Below are 18,977 nucleotides of genomic sequence, written 5' to 3'. Positions count from 1 at the left end.
TACTCTCCGAGCTAGTGATCGCGTTCTGCGCCATTTGAACTTCTTAAAGACAAGGGTCTGTCATAGCGTAGATGAAAAATTAACATGGTTCGATAATATTTAATATCTTTAACTATAGCCAAACCATCTGTGAGCTCAAGGTTTGGCCCTCTAAAGAACTATCAATCCATTCTAGAAGACGCTGGGATTCTTGCTCGACGTTGGTTTTCTGATACCCAGTGATGGTGAGTGCTAATGTAACTCGGTCTGGTTCTTGATAAGGCGCAACACTGCAGGCAACCTGTGACTGGCCTTTTAGATGATGCTTTAAACGCCCCAATCCTTTTTGGACATCGGCCTGACTGCCAATATTTGGCATATACAGCTGCAACTCGACTAATCTGACGTGAATTTTCATGTAAAAGCTACCTAAGTTAACTTAAATGCGACCACCGTAAGGCCAAGGTTACAACCCACTAAAATTAAAGTTCTAGTGAAGCGTGCTAAGCATTGGAATGCGCTCAAAATTGGTCTAACCTGACAACATTCACTTCATTTTGCATAAGCAGGATAACCTATGTATAAAAACCTTAAAGCCATTGGTATAACGGCGGTCGATTCTATCGAAAAATACACCGTGCGTACTGAGGGCAGCCACGATGTACTAAAAGTTTACTACCGACGCGAAAAAGGCGACATGTTCGCGCGCAGCGAAAAATTTAAATACCCTCGCCAACAAAAGCGCGTCAAAGTAGACAGTGGCAGCAACAAATACAATGCAACCTCTGAAATAGCGCCAACTTTGCGCTACGTAATTGAAGAGTTAGATCAAGTTGCTAAGAAAGAAATTCAACCTGAAGTCGATACGAAAACTAAAATTTTGGCTGATTTACGTCATCTAGAAAAAGTGGTCACGTCGAAAATCAAAGAAATTGAAGCCGATCTCGAAAAGCTTTAATTTTTTAGATTACTCCTGTTCCGCGCTCTGATACCCTTTAACGTATCTTGCGCGGTTTTTTATGCCGCAGCATTTCTCATTACTGTCTTCAGAGATTATCTACGTGCTCGAGTATCTACTCTTTTCGATCGAAATATCTTTACCCATTGCCATCGTTATAATGCTTGGTGTTTGGTTTAAGCGCCTTGGCTGGATCAACGAAGCCTTTACACAAGCTGGCTCGAGCTTAGTTTTTAAAGTAACCCTGCCTTGCTTACTGTTCATCAATATTATTCAAACCGATGCTTCTTTAGCCAGCGGTGGTCCCATCATTGGGTTTGCGGCGGCCATGAGTTTAGGCTGGTTTATGGTGCTGTCATTAATCACCTATTGGGTTACCAAACACCGCGATGAACGAGGTGTTTTTGTTCAAGGTTCTTTTCGAGGCAACATGGGTATTCTTGGCTTAGCCTATTGTTTAAGCGCTTTCGGTCAAGAAGCCAGCGCGCTTGCATCGCTATATTTGGCGGGCATTACCTTGGTTTATAATATTTTAGCCGTAATTACGTTGAACAGGTGGGCGTATCAACCAGGCGATAGCTCTAACATTCAGTCTACAGCGCTGAACTTAATTAAGAACCCATTAATCATTGCCATCTTTATTGCATTTGCCTGGCGCAGCTCTGGCGTTAGCGTGCCAAACTTTGTGATCAGCTCTGGTGAGTATTTAGCTCAATTGACGCTACCACTGGCACTTCTATGCATTGGCGCAAGTTTATCTTGGAGCGGGTTTGTATCTTCGGGGCGAGTCACGTTAATTGCCACCTCTTTTAAATTAGTGCTCATACCCTATTCGTCGGTATTAATTGGCTATTACTTTGGCTTTAGAGGGTTAGAATTAGGGGTCATGTATTTAATGATGGCAACACCTACCGCTGCAGCCAGTTACATGATGGTGCGAGCCATGGGGGGTAATGCAAATATGGCGGCCAGCATCATAGCCTTTTCTACAGTGATCAGCTTAATAACCACCAGTATTGGTTTAGTTGGGATGAAAGCGTTAAATTGGATTTAGCGAAGAGGCGTTAAAACAATCAGCCAGTGCACCCAAATGGGCGGTGGCTGATCAAAGACAACGATTAAGTAATGACCATCAGTTTAGAAGTCTGCTAGGCTTTTCGCAAATGAGAAATTTAATAAATAGATGAGATTTTCTAACCTATAACATGGCCATTAATCGCTTACCCCCATTAAATGCATTAAAAGCCTTTGAAGCCGCAGGTCGTACCGGCAGCTTTCAAGGGGCTGCACGTGAATTATACGTTACCCCTTCGGCCATCAGCCACCAAGTTAAAAGCCTGGAAGAATTTTTAGGAACTGATCTGTTTGAACGAAAGGTTAGACGAATCGATCTAACCCCTTCTGGCAAAGACTATTTGATTGCTATTTCTCATGCGATTAAAAGCATTGAAATGGCCACCGATAAGCTGGTGTCGGCCAATACCGTAGAAGAGCTCAAGCTTTCTGTGGTTCCGGCATTTTTAGATCGCTGGTTAATGCCTCGATTAGCCGACTTTACCCAGCGCCACCCCGAAATTGAACTCGATATATCAAACTCAGGTACCAACCAAGAGCTCAACAACAGCGATATAGATATGGCGGTGTATTTTGGCAATGGCGATTGGCCCGACATTGAATGCCAACATTTACGATCTTCGGTATTAGTGCCAGTATGCTCGCCGAGCTTTTTAGCGCAGCACCCAATAAAAGAACCCAGAGATTTACTGAAGTATCGACTGTTGCAAGTTAAAGACCGTCCAGATGAATGGCGCAGTTGGTTTAAGCTTTCCAAGTTAGAGTTTAACCCGGTGCATCGGCTGATGAACATGAGCAGCGGCATGTTAACGGCGCAGGCCGCTCGGAATGGCATGGGCATTGCCCTGACGGACCCTAACCTGATCTCCGAAGAAATCAAACGAGGCACTTTATTGGTGCCTATCGAGCTGAGTCTGGAATTACCTAAGTCTTTTTATTTGGTCTATCGTAAAAATGGCGAGTTAAGTCGCGCCATGACCGTTTTTCGTGCGTGGCTCACACAACAGATGACTATTGCACCTTAAACTGGCACTCATCGCCAATTGACGCTATATTTGACGTCAACAAAAAAGAAAATATCTGATGAATGCACCACAGTACTTTGCCGCAGTAGACCTGGGCTCAAACAGCTTCCATCTCGTTATCATGAAAAACGAGAATCATGGTCTTACGTCTGTAGATTGCCGGCGGGAACTTGTACGTCTGGCGGCTGGCGTTGACGGTGGAAAAGTGAACCACGAAACCAAATCTCGTGCACTTCGGTGTTTATCCCATTTTCACGACCACCTACAAACCTTTCCCTCTATAGCGGTTTCTGCCGTTGGTACCAGTGCATTTCGTAATTTAGACCCTGAAAATAACTTCTTTGAACTCGCAAAAGCTACGTTAGGGCACGACATTCGTATTTTAAGCGGCGAAGACGAGGCCCGATATATCTATCGTGGTGTTTCTCAAGGGCAGCCAGAGCAAAAACGTTTTGTCATCGATATTGGCGGTGGAAGCACCGAAATGATTTATGGCGAAGGCCGCGACCCAAAAGTTGTCGCCAGTTTAGAGTTAGGCTGCGTGACCTTAACGTCACGTTTTTTAAATTACGATAAGCTGCCACAAGATCAACTGAATAAATGCATCGAGTATGTAGACCAGCAAATCAATACCATCGCGCATCGGTTTGATGGCCTCGAATGGGAAGATGCTATGGGCTCTTCCGGTACGATTAAATCGGTCAGTTGGGCAATGCACAATTTAGGCATTGCCGAAGAAGGCATCATTCGCCGCGAGCAACTAGACCGGTTACTGCCGGTATTAACGCAAGCCGAAAACCAGCACCAACTGTCACATCTATTAGAATTAAATCCTCGTAGAATTGCAGTGTTTGGCGCAGGCTATATTATTTTGAATCGGCTTTTTCACTGTTTCAACATTAATGAATTGCGCATTTCGAATAAAGCCATTCGCGAAGGTTTGATCGATGAGCTTGTTGCACCGACCTATACTGTTGATTAATACCTTTTAGATTTCTTCCTTGGAGGCTTTTTTTGCAGCTTAATTGCGACTTAGGTGAAAGTTTTGGTCAATGGCAACTGAGCGACGAAGCCCAAGTAATGCCTTATATTGATATGGCTAATGTGGCCTGCGGCTTTCATGCTGGCGACCCGATAACCATCTCTAAAACGCTTAACCTAGCAAAGCAGCACGATGTTTGCGTGGGTGCACACCCTGCTTACCCAGATTTAGCTGGCTTTGGGCGACGTAGCATGGCTATCGCGCTACCTGACGTTGCTCCGTTACTGCACTACCAAATTGCGGCGCTCGAAGGTATGGCCAAATGCCAAGGGTTAACGCTTCGTTTTGTAAAACCTCATGGCGCTTTATATAACGACATGATGGCGAACCCCGAGTTATTAACCGCAATAATGCAAGCCGTAGCCGATTACCCAAGTGACTTGCAGCTGATGATCATGAGTACCACTAATCATGCCGAGCACAGTAAACAAGCCCTCTATATTGGCGTGCCGTTATTGTTTGAAGTATTCGCCGACCGAGCCTATACCGATAACGGTCTATTGATGCCCCGCACGCAAGAAGGCGCTTTACTTTCAGAAGACGAGATGCTCGACCAGGTGACGAACATGATTCACAAAAAAACCATTACAACCCATGGCGGGCAGACACTTTCTTTGCCAATGGATTCACTGTGCGTTCATGGTGACAACCCAACAGCAATAAAACAGATTCAAAAAATTAGAGCGCTAGTCAACGATGAGACTTGAAGTAGCCTCTGAAAATTCGGTTATATTGTACGTAACCTATTCACCCAGCCGTGCTTCTATTCGCCGATTACAGTCACTGTGCGATCTTATTCGCTTGAGCTTAGGCGCTTCTTTAGTTGACCTCGTACCTTCTTACACGTCCATTCTGATTTCGTTTAACCCTTTACAAACAAACCACCGGCAGGTTGGACAAAAAGTAAAGGAGCTGATCCCTTCACTAAAGGATTACCATAGCCCACAACTGAGCGGTAAATTAGTTCGCATGCCGGTTTACTATGGCGAAGAGGTCGCACTCGATCTTGAACGAATTGCTAAGTTTCACAGCATAAAACCTGAGGCCGTGATAACCGCCCACTGCCAAAAAATCTACGATGTATTTGCCATTGGCTTTGCACCGGGCTTTGCCTATTTAGGTGAAGTTGAAGCTCACATTGCCATGCCTCGTTTGCCTTCGCCACGCGCAATTATTCCAGCTGGCTCTGTTGCTATAGCCGATCAGCAAACGGCTATCTATCCTTTTGCTACACCGGGAGGCTGGAACATTATCGGGCGCTGCCCCAGTGTTTTATTTGATCCAAATACCGATCCTTGCATGCCATACCAAGTGGGTGATCAAGTACAGTTTATGGCGATAAGCAAAGAGGAGTTTATTGAATTGGGCGGCACGTTATGAACTTATTCACCGTGATCCAAGCCGGACCGCTGACAACGTATCAAGATTTAGGGCGTTACGGCCATATGGCCAAAGGCTTAACCGAAGGCGGCCCAATGGATGCTCGAAGCTTTGCCATTGCCAATCAGTTGGTCGATAATGATATCGATAAAACCGCCTTAGAAATCACCTTAGGTGGGCTCTCTCTAAAATGCCTTGCAGCTTGCTCTATTGCCTTAGCCGGTGCCTTTTGCCCTATAACCGTGAACAACAAACCACAACCCATGTGGAAAACACTGCACCTTAAGAAAAACGATCAACTAAATATTGGCTTTGCCGCGTTGGGTGCCCGAGCTTATTTAGCCGTTAGTGGTGGTTTTCTTGCGCCGGTTTGGTTTGACAGTTCCGCTACGGTGGTTCGTGAAGAAATGGGCAAACCCATTACCAAAGGCCAAGTCTTAGAAGGTCATGAAAGCTATCACACCACGACAAAATCGTTGCCTTACTTGCAGCAACCTTCAATGAAGCCGCATGTTGAACTTAGGTTTGTTAAAGGCTACCAAGCTAAGCATTTTAGCGAAGAAGCCTTAGCTGTTTTTACCCGCCAACCTTATAAACTCAGCAAACAAATTGATCGTATGGGGTTTCGTTTAGAAGGCGAAAAAGTGCCAACGTCTATTCGCGAGCTATACTCTGAAGGCATTGCCAAAGGCTCTATCCAAATTACGGGTGAAGGCCAACCCATAGTAATGATGCGTGATAGGCAAACCATTGGCGGCTACCCAAAACTGGGCGCGGTAATCAGTGCCGATCTAGATAAACTGGCACAATTAACCCAAGGGGCCACCGTAGTATTTAACCCAATATCGGCCGATGAATCCATTCAACTTTATCGTGACTATTGGCAATCTATTCAGACCACTTTTTAAAACGAACAGACACAAAAAAAGCCCTTAATAGGGCTTTTTGATTTCAATCTAAAATTAATCGATCAAGAATTTTTCAATCTCTTCTAAATCGGCTATCGATAATTGGCCCGCTTCATTTTTTAACTGCAAAAGATTTAACACGTAATCGTATCGTGAATTATTCAAAGCGTTTTGGGCATTGAAAACCGCCAACTGAGCATTGAGCACTTCTACGATGTTTCGTGTTCCTACATCGTAACCCACTTCGGTGGCTTGCAGGGCACTCTCACGAGATTTAAGTGCTTGTCGCTGAGCTTCAACATTTAACGCGTCAGCACGAACTGTTCGGTAATAGTTACCGACCATCACCTGCTTAGCACGCTGCTGCGCAATAAGGCTTTGCTCGGCAATATTATTTTGAATTCCTTTCATGGCGATGTCGGCTTCGGTAGATCCACCGGTGTATAACGGCACGCTGATTCTTAAACCGTAGCTCGCACTCCAATGAGTTTCATCGCTGTAATCGGTTGCAATGTCATCTCCAAATGAATCGTTATAATTCACAGAAATTGAACCCGTGAGTGAAGGGAGTTTGGTTTGTTTAGTTGCGCGCAATGCTAACTCGCCATTTTCCATATCTTTCTTGGCTTTTAATATGGACGGGTGATTTTCAATTGCGAAGTCGATCCAACTTTGCATGCCTTCAATAGCAGGTGCTTTTATTGGCATCGCATCGGATAACTTCTTTGCACCTTCGAAATCGGCACCGGTAGAAATAGAAACCGTTTGCATGGCGATATCGTATTGCGCTTCGGCACGAATCAGCGCCACTTTGGATTGATCTAAAGCGGCACTTGCGTCAAGTACATCGGTGATTGTGACTAAGCCAACTTCATAGCGCTGGTTGGTTTGATCGTATTGGCGCTCTACGGCTTCTACTTGCGCCTTAGCTACTTCAAGTGCATCTTGAGCTCGCATTACACTGATGTAATTTTGAGCGACATCAACAATGAGTTCCTGCTCTTTCAGTTTTGTGGCGATTTCTGCCGCCGATGCGTTTACTTTAAGTGCATCATAGGCGCTAAAAGCCGCCAAATTAAACAAATTTTGATTCAGAGAAACACCCGCGCCAATCGATTGAACACCAAAATAAGGCGTAAAAGCATCTTCCCCATTTTCACTGTTCACGCCATAAGAGGCCGACGCGGAAACAGACGGCAATAAATTAGCTAAACCGCTGGACACCTGTTCTTGCGCAAGTTGCTCTTGTAAGCGCGTGATTTCAAGCCCTGTATCGTTTTCTAGAGCTTGTTTATAAGTATCGATTATAGATTGGGAGGCACTGGCAGCACCTGTGGCGGCTACAAAGCTTAGACAAGCGATCCATTGTTTAGTCTGCATGCGAAGTTCTCAAAGTTAGATGAGTTAATAGTATCATTATGGTGGAGCATTGTTGGCGAATATAGCCCTATACTGAAGACCCAAAAGTCATAATAACAGCCCTATCGCACACTATTTACGCTTGTGCACGAAATGTGGATCTACTCAGACCCAATGCGTCACAAGCAAGCTCACCAAACTTTTGCTAAAATTACGCTTCTAACTCAACAGTACAGCAAGGTTATCGATGCAGCGCGACACTGACCAGTTTAAATACAAGATAAAAGCTCGTAAATCACTTCACCAAGGCTTTTACACTATGGATAGCCTAACCGTAAGCCATCAACGCTTCGATGGTACCGAGCAAGAAATTAAACGCGAGTTGTTAGTGAGACCCGATGCTGTTTGCGTACTGCTGGTAGATTTCAACGCCGATAAGTTTGTTTTTGTTGAACAGTTTCGAGTTGGAGCCATGCAAGGCGATAATCCTTGGCTCATTGAATTGGTGGCCGGTCTAATAGATAAAGACGAATCGCCTGAAGAAGTTGGGCGCCGCGAAGCTCAAGAAGAGGCCGGAGTAGAGCTAGGCAGAATGGAGCTCATTACTCAATACTACCCTTCCCCTGGTGGCACCAATGAGCGAATTCACTTATACGTTGCCGAGGTAGATAGCCGCGACGCCTACGGCATTCATGGGCTAGATGAGGAAAGTGAAGATATTCGTGTTGTAACGCCCTCTATAGATGAAGGCTTAGCATGGCTAGCTAACGGCACCATTAACAACGCCGCCAGCATCATTGCTTGCCAATGGTTTATGTTGAACAAAGAACGTTTAAAGCAACAGTGGTTATGAAAAAATACGTACCCGATGTCGCTCGACACGCCGCCATGTGTGAAGCCAACTTTGTGCGCATTCAGCGCTTGTTAGGCGATGCTACTGAACCGAGCTATCACTACAGCTGGCAAGATGCACAAAATGGCTTTATTAAGGTAGACGTTGATGTACTTGAGCGGTTTAAATACACCACCACAATTAAGCTCACCAAAACACTCGATTACATGCCTTTGCAGGCCAAGTCGGTAGAGCTTATTGTAAGATTGTATGACGATGCACGAATGGCCGAAGTCGTCACGCTAAGCCAGGGCCAGCAACTGGCCGGTGTGTACCGATACCCCAATAACCAAATGTACCAAATTGATGAAAAAGCCCAGGCCAACCACTTTTTAGGAGAATGGCTAAGCCACCTGCTCAGCCATGGACTCAGTCAAAAGCAGTGGTCGCCAAGTTAAACCCACAGAAAGTTAAAAAATTGACGCATAAATGTTGACTAGGTCACGAATTGTGCTGGTATTTGCCCGCATTTAATGACATCGTCTACACTGATTGTGTATAACAGTTTTTTTTCACGTACATGGAATAATGACCGCAATGGAAAGAGCGCTCTCGCTGGTCCAAATTACGGACCCACATCTTCACGCCAAAGCCGATGGAACCTTGCTTGGCATGAATACAGAAGACAGCCTAAAGCTAATTGTTGAGCGCGTTCAAGAAGAAGTGGACCATATCGATCTCATTTTAGCCACGGGCGATATTGCTCAAGACAGCAGTGTTGGCGCTTACGAAAACTTCGTATCGTTTGTTGCACCGCTCAATGCTCCCATGCGTTGGATTCCAGGCAATCACGATAATCGAGACAACATGGCCACGGTAGCAAAGGGTACCGATTACGCTCAAACCGTTACTGAGCTTGGCGATTGGGTTATTGTAATGCTCGATTCTGTCGTAGCTCGCAAAGTCTATGGCAATCTTGCACAAGACCAATTAGATATTTTAAAGACGGCGCTTGATCAGCACCACGATAAACACATTCTCATTGCATTTCATCACCACCCTATTTCGATGGGCAGTCAGTGGATCGACAAAATTGGAGTGAAAAACTCAGAAGAATTTCAACAATTAATCGCGCCTTATAAGAATATACGCGCCATTGTTTGCGGCCATGTGCATCAAGCCAGTGATGTTATGTTTAACGGCTTTCGATACATTTCAACCCCATCTACCTGTGTTCAATTTTTACCAAAAAGCAAAGATTTTGGTATTGATTCATCCGGGCCAGGCTACCGATGTTTAACACTGCACCCTAACGGCGATATAGAGACAAGCATCTCACGCATCGAAGGCGTCGATTTCAAAATAGATTACACCCAGCAAGGCTATTAGTAGGTAACACCTAACCTCTTTCCAAGTAATAGCCTGCCGCTCTCTTTTCCGTTATCCTAACCCCCTTGATTTTATTCGGTTTTTTTAAGAGGCACTCGTCACATGAGCAAGAACAACTACTCAGCTGAAGCCATTGAAGTTCTCAGCGGATTAGACCCTGTTCGTAAACGTCCGGGCATGTACACCGACACCACTCGTCCAAATCACTTGGCGCAAGAGGTGATCGACAACTCCGTGGATGAAGCCTTAGGTGGCTTTGCTAATCAAATAGACGTGACGCTTTATAAAGATAACTCGCTCAGCGTAACCGATAACGGCCGCGGCATGCCGGTTGATATTCACCCAGAGCACGGTATTCCTGGTGTTGAGCTTATTTTAACTCGACTCCATTCAGGCGGTAAGTTCTCTGGCAAAAACTACCAGTTTTCAGGCGGTTTGCACGGTGTCGGCGTTTCTGTGGTCAACGCATTATCAACAGTCTTAGAAGTCACCGTAAAGCGAGACGGCGCCATTCATCGCATGGGCTTTCAAAACGGCGATAAAGCCACCGATATGGAAGTGATTGGGAAGTGCGCTAAAAAAGAAACCGGCACTACGCTTCGCTTTAAACCGGATGAATCTTATTTTGATACAGGCAAGTTTTTAGCCAGCCGCTTAAAACACATTTTACGCGCCAAGGCCGTTTTATGCCCTGGCCTAACCATCAATTTCTTCAATGAAGAAAAAGACGAAACCGATACCTGGTTTTACGAAGATGGCTTAAAAGATTACCTCACAAGTGCAACCAAATTTTACGAAACCCTACCCAAAGAGCCTTTCACTGGCTCATTTAGCAGTGAAACAGAAGCCGTTGATTGGGCCATACAATGGCTACCGGAAGGTGGAGAAGGCATTGGCGAAAGCTATGTAAACCTTATTCCAACAGCGCAAGGTGGTACGCACGTTAATGGCTTACGCCAAGGTTTATTGGATGCCATGCGTGAGTTCTGCGAGTATCGTAATTTACTACCTCGCGGCGTAAAATTAAGCCCAGAGGATATTTGGGATAAATGTTCTCACGTTTTATCTTTTAAAATGCAAGACCCTCAGTTTGCGGGCCAAACCAAAGAGCGTTTATCGTCACGTCAGGCATCCGCCTTTATTTCTGGTGTAGTGAAAGACAGCTTTGCATTGTGGTTGAACCAACACACCGACGTTGCCGAACTGCTAGCCGAGCTGTGTATTTCTAATGCCAATGCACGTATGCGCAAGGCCAAAAAAGTCGCTCGTAAAAAAGTTACCAGTGGTCCTGCACTGCCTGGTAAATTGGCCGATTGTTCCGGCAACGATGCTATGGCCGGCGAACTCTTCTTAGTGGAAGGTGACTCAGCAGGCGGCTCCGCCAAACAAGCACGCGATAGAGTGACTCAGGCAATCATGCCGCTGCGTGGTAAGATCTTAAACACCTGGGAAGTCGACAGCAGCGAAATTTTAGCCAGCCAAGAAGTTCACGATATTGCCGTTGCATTAGGGGTAGACCCAGATTCAGATAATATCGAAGGCTTACGTTACGGTAAAATTTGCATATTAGCCGATGCCGACTCTGACGGTCTCCACATTGCCACCTTACTGTGTGCGTTGTTCGTTAAACACTTTAAAAAGCTGGTCGAAACTGGGCATGTGTACGTAGCGATGCCACCGCTGTTTCGAATTGATATCGGCAAAGAAGTTTTTTACGCTTTAGATGATGACGAACGCATTGGCATTCTAAATCGCATAGAAGCCGAGAAAAAACGTGGCAAAGTACAAATTCAGCGATTTAAAGGCTTGGGTGAAATGAACCCAATGCAACTACGTGAAACCACGATGGACCCTAATACCCGTCGTTTAGTTCGTCTCACCATTGAAGAAACAGACCAAAGCGACACCATGGAAATTATGGATATGCTGTTAGCAAAAAAACGTTCGGGTGATCGTAAGAAGTGGTTAGAAGATAAGGGGAACTTGGCTGATATTGAGACGGCGGTTGAAACAGAGAACTAAGTTCACTCACTTTTATAGCGTTCAGAGCGGTTAGTTACCCAAACCATCACCGCTTTATTTCTTTTTCTCACTCACAATAAACCTGCACCATTTATTTAATGATAGATTGGTCAAATAGACCAACCTATCATTAGGAGACTCATTATCTTTACCTTACTACTGAAAAAACCCAAAAAATAAGCTTCTGTTCAGCTTCGAACGATATAATACCAACAATAAATTTATACCCTCGGATCGAAAACGAATCCGCACAAAAAATAAACATAGGATTTACATCATGATGTATAGAGTACTGGCCTTTACCGTCACGATTCTGTTGATGAGCTGCAACGTAATTGAGAATCAACAAAATAATTCAGATATTCCCAGGATAGTATCCGTAAGCCCTGAATACAATTCGACCAATCAACCTACTCATGGTCCTATTTCAGTTGAGTTTTCCGTTGCTATGGACACAACAACAATCAACTCCTCTACCCTATCTTTAGACCCAGAAACTCTTGGTAATTTTACCTACAGTGCGGATAAAAAGACGGTCACCTTTACGCCAGAGAATCCACTTTTAGAAGGCACAACCTATACTGTGACTATGGCTGGCACCATAAAAAGTGCTAAAGGCCATTCACTTCCTGCCAGTGTGTTTTCATTTACAACGGATCGCTGGCAAGGCATAAAGCTCAACGGTGTGATTGAGTCGAAAACAGGCGGATCCGCACTAGCAACCGACAGCCAAGGTAATATCTGGGTAGCAGGCAGCACTGATGGTGATTTAAACGGGAACCTCGGCACGGCTCATAACGATGCTTTTTTAATCAAATACAGCTCCTTAGGGGAGCGTCTTCAAACCATACTTCATGGCGGCGAGGGTGATACCTTCCCTTCTTCCTTAACCATCGACAACGATGACAATCTGTATATTGCAGGATTCACCACCGGTAGCCTTGGTGGAGAATCCTTAGTGGGTGACTCTGACGCTTTTATATCCAAGTTTGATAAGCATGGTGAATGGCAGTGGACTCAGTTTACTGGTGAATCATCAACCGTTTCCGAAGTTAACGAATTGGTACTAGATGAAGATGGGTTTATTTATGTTGCTGGTTCAATTCAGCCCGACAATAAAACTTCAAAGATGTTTGTCGCAAAATTAGACCCCATTACTGGCGATTTAAATAAGGCAATATTTTCAGTTGGTACGAATGAACAGTTAATTCCCGGAGGAATTGCGGTAGACAGTAATCTAAATGTCTTTATCGCTGGGCGCACAAGCGCTAGTTTTGACAACGTCTCAATGACAGGAACCGGGTTCAATGCCTTCATAACTAAACTAAATGCAAATTTATCGCAGAAGACGACAGAGTTGTTTGGGGCTGAGCAACTAGATTTATACGTTACAGACTTGCTCACAGACTCGGATGGCCACCTCATAGTGGTCGGAAATACTTCTGGGACTGGAACACTTCATAGCCAATCCATTAAAGGTATCAAAGATACTTTCTTTGTTGAGTTCGATACTAACTTTACAAGGCAGTGGACCGCACTATATGGTGAACCGAACGCTCAAAGTGGTGCTGAAAGTGCTTTTCTCGATTCAAGTGGAAATATGTATATTGTAGGCGACACCTATAGCAGCCTATCGGGTAATAGTTATGGTGGCACTGGTGATGCCTTTATCTCAAAACTCACCTCAATTGGTCAGACACTTTGGACCCGACAATTTGGGGCCTCCGGAGGATCCACCTATGGCTACGATATCAAAGTAGATAACTATGGAAATGTTTTTGTCACGGGAGAGTCATTTGTTGGTTTAAATGGAAATGTTCGTATTGGCACAAGTGATGTATTTATCGCCAAATACAATTCAGACGGTGAATTGCAATAAAATTCATTTGCTGAAATGTCCACTCTATTTGAGCCTATAGATTAAATAAAGATGCTGTGTAGCCTTACCTTAAAGTGCAGGGCTATACAGTACAATTGAAATTCAACGAATTTCACCCAACCATGAAAACTATTCAATCTTATAGTCGCTTGCTAATATCGCCCTAGGTCTTAGCCTAAACTGAAGACACTTTAACAAGCGAGTGGTTCCATGAAAAACAACAATGATAATTTCGATGATTTATTAATCATCACCGAAGCGCCTCTCAAGCCTATTGCTAAAAAACTTAAAGCATTAATTTTATCGATCGACCCATCTGCTTGCGAAGTCGTGCGCATGGGAGATCGAGCAGCGACCTATGGCGTTGGCGCTAAAAAAATGAGTGAAGGATATTGTTACATTTTGCCGCACAAATCTTGGGTGAACTTAGGTTTTTACCAAGGCGCTCACTTAGAAGACCCTGCGTCTTTATTAGAAGGCACTGGCAAGAACATGCGCCACGTGAAAGTGAAATCGCTAGAGATGTGTGATCTGCCCGCCATAAAAACCCTCATAATCGATTCCTTGAGAGAACGCCGTTCGGCACTTTCAAAGTAAACTTATTTTATGCTCCCTTTTTAAGCCATCCTTTAGTACGAGCAATACCGAGCTTTTAGCTTATTAATGCTAAAGACTCAATATTGCACGGCTTTTTTTAAATAAAAAGTGGAGCAACTCCAAACTGGCAACTAAAGTAATTACTGAGTTCGGCCGATAACTGAACTACCTCCTTTAGAAACCAATTGGGTACGCTATGTTTAAGTCTATCAAAATGAGAATCTATGCACTGGCATTGCTTCCTCTGTTAATAATTGCCATAACCGCAATTTATTTGTCTTCAAGTTCAATTAAGCAACTCGGTGTGAATGTGCTTGGTACGACCGAAAACGCCATCATGGATGCCGAGCGAAATCGATTAAAGTCTTTGCTTCACAGTGCGAATGCACTACTTGAGCCATACATTGCTATGCCTGGAGATTCTGGAAAAGAAGAAGGTATCGAACTTCTTAAGAACTTTGTTTTTGATGAAGGAGTTGGCTACATATTTGGTTACGATTACACAGGCAACCGACTACTACTTGGCCCATCTGACGCTGGGTTAGGAAATAATTATTGGGATTTACAAGACCAAACTCAGCAATATTTGATCCGAGACATGGTCGACATCGCCAAGGGCAATAAAGAAAATTTTTATACTTACCACTTTCCCAAGCCGGGTGAAGATGAGCCTAGCCCTAAATTTTCTTACATCAGTGGCATCGACAAATGGAATATGTTTATTGGTCTTGGCTTGTACTTCGATTCTGTTGAAGGCGTACTTAACAACATTAATGGTGATTTATCCGATGCACAGCAATCGAGTGTATCTAAAACAACTTTCAGTATTTTCTTAGTGATTGCGATTACCGCAGTATTAGCCACGCTGGCGATTCGCACCATTTCTTCTTCGCTTGATAAGCTATCTGAGTCGGTCGATGGTCTTGCCAGTGGTCGAGGTGATTTAACCATGACATTACCAATGCGTGGCATTTCTGAGTTAGACCATATTGCTTCGAGCTTTAACACCTTTATAGGTAGTTTGGCCGAAGACATTAAAAACTTAAAAGCGGCCAGTACCGAATTGAAATCAATGTCTGTTGCGGCAGGCTCTAAGCAGAAACAACTCTCTGTCGAAGTAGAAAGCCAACGCGAGAATACGTTGCAAGTTGCGGCAGCTATTGAGGAAATGAGTGCTACGGCGTCAGAAATTGCCAGCAACGCTGAAAACACCAGCCATATTGCGGAAACAGTTCATTCTGAAATCAATGAAGTACTCGTACAGGTAAACACTTCTACGGATCGTATCAGTGATTTAAGTACGGTACTAAATAACGTAGATAGTTCGGTCAGCGAATTGGTCGAGAATGTTCAAGGTATTCACCAAGCACTGGGTGTTATTCAAAGTATTTCTGAGCAAACTAACTTACTTGCTTTAAACGCGGCAATTGAGGCCGCTCGCGCAGGCGAACAAGGCCGAGGCTTTGCGGTAGTAGCCGATGAAGTACGCACACTTGCCCAACGCAGCCAACAAAGTACCGTAGAAATTGGAGAAATACTGGACAAGCTCAGCGACAGCTCTAAGCGATCTTCTGAAGAAATGTCTACGACTATCGAGAGCCGAAGTGCGGTTATTGAAGCGATGAATACCATTAAGACGTTGGTTGAGTCGACCACAAATTCTATTGGTCAATTGACTGAAATGAATACGATGGTTGCCACTTCGGCCAATGAACAGTCGGCCGTTGCTACCGATATAACCAAAGCCGTTTCAGACATAGCAAACAGTTCAGAAGAAATTCAACAGGGAACTGAGGAAACTCAAAGCCAGTTCGTTGAAGTGAACCGTTTGGCTGAAAACGTTGATGATGTATCTTCGGGCTTTAAAGTGTAACTATCAATCCCACCCGCTGCCTAGTTTAGGCGGCGGGTGATTCAGGTTCTTGCTTTAATTCTATAGGCCAAGTAAAAGTAATCATCGCTCCGCAAGGGTCACAATCGCCAATAGTAATTTCACCTCCAATGGTTTCAATGGTCTTTTTAACAATAGATAAGCCCATTCCACTGCCTTCGACTTCATCTCTTGGCTTCAATGTTTGAAATAACCCAAAGACCCTATCACGAAACTCTTCAGGTATTCCTGGGCCATCATCACAGACTTCAAATTGATAGAAAGCGCCTTTTTTACGCCAATCAATGGTTATTCTACCTTTAGGTCGATCATGGTGTTTCATTGCATTAGACATTAAATTTCGAAACACTATGTCAATTAATGGCTTTGAGGTTGTTAATGTTGGTAACGGATTTTTCACTTTTAATGTAAACCGTTGTGTCGGGTTTATCATGTGAAAATCTTCTGTCACAAGCTTATGTAAATCGATTGACTCAAGCTCACCCAATACACTGCCGGCGCGAGCATATTGCAACAATCCAGCCAGTAAACTTTCCATGCGATTTATTCTTGAACGCATTAGCTTCAAGTGCTTTTGTGAATCAGCGCTAACATTGTCCATTAAGTCTTCTTCTAACCAAGAAGCAATTTGATCAATACCCCTCAGTGGTGCTTTTAAATCGTGAGAGGCGACATAAGCAAATTGGTTCAATTCTTCGTTCTGGCGACTTAGTTCAGCAATAAATTTTTCTCGCTCTGAAATATCCACAATGGTTGCTTGAATCTTTCTCCCTTGAGGGGTCACCATGGAGGTTAAACTAATTTCAATGGGAAACTCGGTTCCATCTTGTTTCACTGCTTTATAGGCCATTTCAGTGGAGAGTTTCCCATGCGATGGTATTCCGAGATACTGTTGTCTTTGTTCTTTCAGTCTGTCTAGATCATCTTTGGGCATTAGCATATCTATGTTTTGACCCAGCAACTCTGATCGCTTATAGCCAAACATTTTCTCAGCCTCTATGTTAACTAGCTCAATCAATCCTTTTTCATTTATTAATATTTTTGCGTAAGGGGCTGTCTCGATCATTTCTCGAAAAATCAGATCAAATTCAAGTTCCGATTTCAGTGCCAACTGTTTTTGTTCAAGTTTCATGTATCGACTTGAGTAAATGAGGTAAATCATGAAGGCTGTGATGACCACCAATATCAAAACTTCTAAATAAATCGCAGACATTAGGGTTTTGATGACAATTGGTCGCACTGCCGTCATTGCCGCTACCTGCAAAAAACGGTCTTGTTGATTTAATTCAATTTTTTCAGTCGTTATGAAATATCGTGTAAGTTCAGTAGATGTACTCACCACTTGAAGATCGGAATGCGCTTGATAATCATCTGAAAATTTTTGAGGAACGCCAAATTCAAAGCCAAAGTTTTTAGAACTTATCGGGTGTGCTATATAATCTCCGGCTGAATTCATTAATAATATTTGAATGCTACTGCCATGAGTCTCTACTGCTTTGGCCATTTGATCGAGCCGCATGGTCATATCCACATTCAACAACAAAACGCCAAAAAGCTCACCTGTTTTAGTAAAAAGAGGAACCCCAATGCGTACAACGGGTTGAAGTGGCGTCGTTAAAGCACCAAAATCGCGATTTAGCTCAATATCCGAGATATAAATTTCACCGGGGCTTAGTTTGCTTATATCTTGAAAGTAACCTCGTTTTGCTTTGGACTGCAATAAGTCGTCTTCAACGATTGTTAGCTTTCCATTAAGCCGATTCACACGCACAATTTCTTGACCGTCGTTAGCCAAGCCTATTAATCGTGCTTGCACAACTTGCTCATTAGACCCCATGTAAGCTTTAAAGATCCGTGCCAGCCGTTGGTTATTTTCACCATCATTTGGATTGTTAGAGAAATAGGCCTGTCCAGCGACAATATCGGCGACCAACGGAGAATTCGCCAACATACGCACATCTGAAGTGTATTTATCAAAGTATTGCCGCAGTTCACGTGCCGCCGATTGGGCGTATAGGCTGGTATCGTTTATCGCTTCTTGTTCAGCCTGTTGGTAAACACTATAACCGTACATTACTGTAAAAAAAACTGAAACAGCTAACAGCAAGACTGCGGCAACACTGGCTTTAGGTTTAAGCAATCCAGGGGGGCTAATCATCAAAATTAATACCTTTTAAACCTTGAGCGATGTCCTGTTTATACACAAAGCCCGATACATGCAAGGCTTCGGCAGTACTTTGTTCGGCAAGGGAGTCTGATGTGGTGAATATATACACATTTCGGGCTTTGTCTGGCAGTTCACGGCGCAAGTCTGATAAAAATTCCAAGCCATTTTTCTTCGGCATGTTTATATCAACTAATATAGCCGCAAATTCAATTTCTAAGCCTTCATCATGAAGATAGTTAATGGCTTCTATGCCGTTTTTTTTGCGGACTAACGGGTTGGTAATCGCCAGTTTTTTAAACTGCCTTTCCAAGCTCATGACGTCTATATCGTCATCGTCAACGAGTAATATGGGTTTCTTTGTTTTAGCAGCCGAAATGGCGTTCATTCCTAGCAGTCTCCTTAGCGCTAATTTTACATACCTTTTGCTCTAGTTTAGCTTACAAAATGCGCTATTTATTTGATTTTCTCGTATTTT

At 43.8% G+C, this 18,977-nt stretch carries 20 protein-coding genes; 16 read left to right on the top strand and 4 right to left on the bottom strand.

The window, feature by feature from the left end; translation table 11 throughout:
- Positions 1-112: 112 nt before the first annotated feature.
- Entirely contained in the window at positions 113-397 is a 285-nt protein-coding gene (locus QWZ13_RS04280; RefSeq protein WP_290280668.1) for a hypothetical protein, read from the bottom strand.
- Positions 398-556: 159 nt separating this feature from the next.
- Here QWZ13_RS04280 and QWZ13_RS04275 point away from each other — a divergent pair, with 159 nt between their 5' ends.
- The 8 genes from QWZ13_RS04275 (at position 557) to QWZ13_RS04240 (ending at position 6,366) form a co-directional block, all read left to right on the top strand.
- Positions 557-937 carry a DUF3461 family protein gene (locus QWZ13_RS04275; protein ID WP_216000386.1) on the top strand — a complete coding sequence of 127 codons (381 nt, stop codon included), beginning with the start codon at positions 557-559 and terminating at the stop codon, positions 935-937.
- Positions 938-998: 61 nt separating this feature from the next.
- Positions 999-1,991, top strand: a complete 993-nt coding sequence (locus QWZ13_RS04270) for an AEC family transporter (RefSeq protein WP_290280667.1) — start codon at positions 999-1,001, stop codon at positions 1,989-1,991.
- A gap of 151 nt (positions 1,992-2,142) precedes the next feature.
- Positions 2,143-3,036 (top strand): transcriptional regulator GcvA, encoded by an 894-nt coding sequence (gene gcvA / locus QWZ13_RS04265; protein ID WP_290280666.1) that lies wholly within the window; start codon positions 2,143-2,145, stop codon positions 3,034-3,036.
- A 58-nt stretch (positions 3,037-3,094) separates the two neighbouring features.
- Positions 3,095-4,018 (top strand): Ppx/GppA phosphatase family protein, encoded by a 924-nt coding sequence (locus QWZ13_RS04260; protein WP_290280665.1) that lies wholly within the window; start codon positions 3,095-3,097, stop codon positions 4,016-4,018.
- Positions 4,019-4,050: 32 nt separating this feature from the next.
- Positions 4,051-4,785, top strand: a complete 735-nt coding sequence (locus tag QWZ13_RS04255; protein ID WP_290280664.1) for a 5-oxoprolinase subunit PxpA — start codon at positions 4,051-4,053, stop codon at positions 4,783-4,785.
- Positions 4,775-5,458 (top strand): 5-oxoprolinase subunit PxpB, encoded by a 684-nt coding sequence (pxpB, locus tag QWZ13_RS04250; protein WP_290280663.1) that lies wholly within the window; start codon positions 4,775-4,777, stop codon positions 5,456-5,458. The genes QWZ13_RS04255 and pxpB overlap by 11 nt, the downstream gene beginning before the upstream one ends.
- The gene (locus QWZ13_RS04245) at positions 5,436-5,597 is read left to right on the top strand and encodes a hypothetical protein (RefSeq protein WP_290280662.1); all 162 of its coding nucleotides are present in this window, start codon (positions 5,436-5,438) and stop codon (positions 5,595-5,597) included. Before pxpB ends, QWZ13_RS04245 begins: the two co-directional genes overlap by 23 nt.
- Positions 5,524-6,366: a 5-oxoprolinase subunit C family protein gene (locus tag QWZ13_RS04240; RefSeq protein ID WP_290283269.1), complete on the top strand. Its 843-nt coding sequence runs from the start codon at positions 5,524-5,526 to the stop codon at positions 6,364-6,366. Before QWZ13_RS04245 ends, QWZ13_RS04240 begins: the two co-directional genes overlap by 74 nt.
- A 54-nt stretch (positions 6,367-6,420) precedes the next feature.
- On the opposite strand, the gene QWZ13_RS04235 is transcribed toward QWZ13_RS04240, so the two are convergent.
- The gene (locus QWZ13_RS04235) at positions 6,421-7,746 is read right to left on the bottom strand and encodes a TolC family outer membrane protein (protein WP_290280661.1); all 1,326 of its coding nucleotides are present in this window, start codon (positions 7,744-7,746) and stop codon (positions 6,421-6,423) included.
- Between the two features lie 226 nt (positions 7,747-7,972).
- On the opposite strand from QWZ13_RS04235, the gene QWZ13_RS04230 reads away from it, so the two are divergent.
- From QWZ13_RS04230 to QWZ13_RS04195, 8 genes are all read left to right on the top strand, one after another.
- Positions 7,973-8,578, top strand: a complete 606-nt coding sequence (locus tag QWZ13_RS04230; RefSeq protein WP_290280660.1) for an NUDIX domain-containing protein — start codon at positions 7,973-7,975, stop codon at positions 8,576-8,578.
- Positions 8,533-9,015, top strand: coding sequence for a DUF1249 domain-containing protein (locus tag QWZ13_RS04225; protein ID WP_290283268.1), 483 nt, complete (start codon positions 8,533-8,535; stop codon positions 9,013-9,015). Before QWZ13_RS04230 ends, QWZ13_RS04225 begins: the two co-directional genes overlap by 46 nt.
- 75 nt (positions 9,016-9,090) lie before the next feature.
- A complete protein-coding gene (locus tag QWZ13_RS04220; protein WP_290280659.1) occupies positions 9,091-9,264 on the top strand; it encodes a hypothetical protein in 174 nt (57 codons plus the stop codon).
- Positions 9,182-9,946, top strand: a complete 765-nt coding sequence (cpdA, locus tag QWZ13_RS04215) for a 3',5'-cyclic-AMP phosphodiesterase (RefSeq protein WP_290283267.1) — start codon at positions 9,182-9,184, stop codon at positions 9,944-9,946. Before QWZ13_RS04220 ends, cpdA begins: the two co-directional genes overlap by 83 nt.
- Before the next feature lie 102 nt (positions 9,947-10,048).
- Positions 10,049-11,968: a DNA topoisomerase IV subunit B gene (gene parE / locus QWZ13_RS04210; RefSeq protein WP_290280658.1), complete on the top strand. Its 1,920-nt coding sequence runs from the start codon at positions 10,049-10,051 to the stop codon at positions 11,966-11,968.
- 277 nt (positions 11,969-12,245) lie between these two features.
- Complete coding sequence (locus QWZ13_RS04205; RefSeq protein WP_290280657.1) at positions 12,246-13,847, top strand: SBBP repeat-containing protein; 1,602 nt, start codon at positions 12,246-12,248, stop codon at positions 13,845-13,847.
- Positions 13,848-14,057: 210 nt separating this feature from the next.
- The gene (locus QWZ13_RS04200; protein ID WP_290280656.1) at positions 14,058-14,444 is read left to right on the top strand and encodes a DUF1801 domain-containing protein; all 387 of its coding nucleotides are present in this window, start codon (positions 14,058-14,060) and stop codon (positions 14,442-14,444) included.
- A 196-nt stretch (positions 14,445-14,640) separates the two neighbouring features.
- Positions 14,641-16,317, top strand: coding sequence for a methyl-accepting chemotaxis protein (locus tag QWZ13_RS04195; RefSeq protein ID WP_290280655.1), 1,677 nt, complete (start codon positions 14,641-14,643; stop codon positions 16,315-16,317).
- A gap of 25 nt (positions 16,318-16,342) precedes the next feature.
- On the opposite strand, the gene QWZ13_RS04190 is transcribed toward QWZ13_RS04195, so the two are convergent.
- Together QWZ13_RS04190 and QWZ13_RS04185 are read right to left on the bottom strand one after the other, a co-directional pair.
- Complete coding sequence (locus tag QWZ13_RS04190) at positions 16,343-18,493, bottom strand: sensor histidine kinase (protein WP_290283266.1); 2,151 nt, start codon at positions 18,491-18,493, stop codon at positions 16,343-16,345.
- Positions 18,486-18,887 (bottom strand): response regulator, encoded by a 402-nt coding sequence (locus QWZ13_RS04185; protein WP_290280654.1) that lies wholly within the window; start codon positions 18,885-18,887, stop codon positions 18,486-18,488. The genes QWZ13_RS04190 and QWZ13_RS04185 overlap by 8 nt, the downstream gene beginning before the upstream one ends.
- Positions 18,888-18,977 lie beyond the last annotated feature (90 nt).

The sequence above is a fragment of the Reinekea marina genome, assembly GCF_030409715.1.
Classification (GTDB): domain Bacteria; phylum Pseudomonadota; class Gammaproteobacteria; order Pseudomonadales; family Natronospirillaceae; genus Reinekea; species Reinekea marina.
The sequence above is the reverse complement of the archived record's forward strand: the minus strand, read 5'-3'. Positions and strand labels throughout refer to the sequence as shown.

What these genes read in the sequence shown, in the direction of transcription:
- QWZ13_RS04205 (WP_290280657.1), top strand. Translation starts at nt 12,246, where the DNA reads ATGATGTATAGAGTACTGGCCTTTACCGTCACGATTCTGTTGATGAGC.
- QWZ13_RS04190 (WP_290283266.1), bottom strand. Translation starts at nt 18,493, where the DNA reads ATGATTAGCCCCCCTGGATTGCTTAAACCTAAAGCCAGTGTTGCCGCA.
- QWZ13_RS04235 (WP_290280661.1), bottom strand. Translation starts at nt 7,746, where the DNA reads ATGCAGACTAAACAATGGATCGCTTGTCTAAGCTTTGTAGCCGCCACA.
- QWZ13_RS04200 (WP_290280656.1), top strand. Translation starts at nt 14,058, where the DNA reads ATGAAAAACAACAATGATAATTTCGATGATTTATTAATCATCACCGAA.
- QWZ13_RS04225 (WP_290283268.1), top strand. Translation starts at nt 8,533, where the DNA reads ATGGTTTATGTTGAACAAAGAACGTTTAAAGCAACAGTGGTTATGAAA.
- gcvA (WP_290280666.1), top strand. Translation starts at nt 2,143, where the DNA reads ATGGCCATTAATCGCTTACCCCCATTAAATGCATTAAAAGCCTTTGAA.
- parE (WP_290280658.1), top strand. Translation starts at nt 10,049, where the DNA reads ATGAGCAAGAACAACTACTCAGCTGAAGCCATTGAAGTTCTCAGCGGA.
- QWZ13_RS04260 (WP_290280665.1), top strand. Translation starts at nt 3,095, where the DNA reads ATGAATGCACCACAGTACTTTGCCGCAGTAGACCTGGGCTCAAACAGC.
- QWZ13_RS04230 (WP_290280660.1), top strand. Translation starts at nt 7,973, where the DNA reads ATGCAGCGCGACACTGACCAGTTTAAATACAAGATAAAAGCTCGTAAA.
- QWZ13_RS04185 (WP_290280654.1), bottom strand. Translation starts at nt 18,887, where the DNA reads ATGAACGCCATTTCGGCTGCTAAAACAAAGAAACCCATATTACTCGTT.
- QWZ13_RS04270 (WP_290280667.1), top strand. Translation starts at nt 999, where the DNA reads ATGCCGCAGCATTTCTCATTACTGTCTTCAGAGATTATCTACGTGCTC.
- QWZ13_RS04240 (WP_290283269.1), top strand. Translation starts at nt 5,524, where the DNA reads ATGGCCAAAGGCTTAACCGAAGGCGGCCCAATGGATGCTCGAAGCTTT.
- QWZ13_RS04280 (WP_290280668.1), bottom strand. Translation starts at nt 397, where the DNA reads ATGAAAATTCACGTCAGATTAGTCGAGTTGCAGCTGTATATGCCAAAT.
- QWZ13_RS04220 (WP_290280659.1), top strand. Translation starts at nt 9,091, where the DNA reads ATGACATCGTCTACACTGATTGTGTATAACAGTTTTTTTTCACGTACA.
- pxpB (WP_290280663.1), top strand. Translation starts at nt 4,775, where the DNA reads ATGAGACTTGAAGTAGCCTCTGAAAATTCGGTTATATTGTACGTAACC.
- QWZ13_RS04275 (WP_216000386.1), top strand. Translation starts at nt 557, where the DNA reads ATGTATAAAAACCTTAAAGCCATTGGTATAACGGCGGTCGATTCTATC.
- QWZ13_RS04195 (WP_290280655.1), top strand. Translation starts at nt 14,641, where the DNA reads ATGTTTAAGTCTATCAAAATGAGAATCTATGCACTGGCATTGCTTCCT.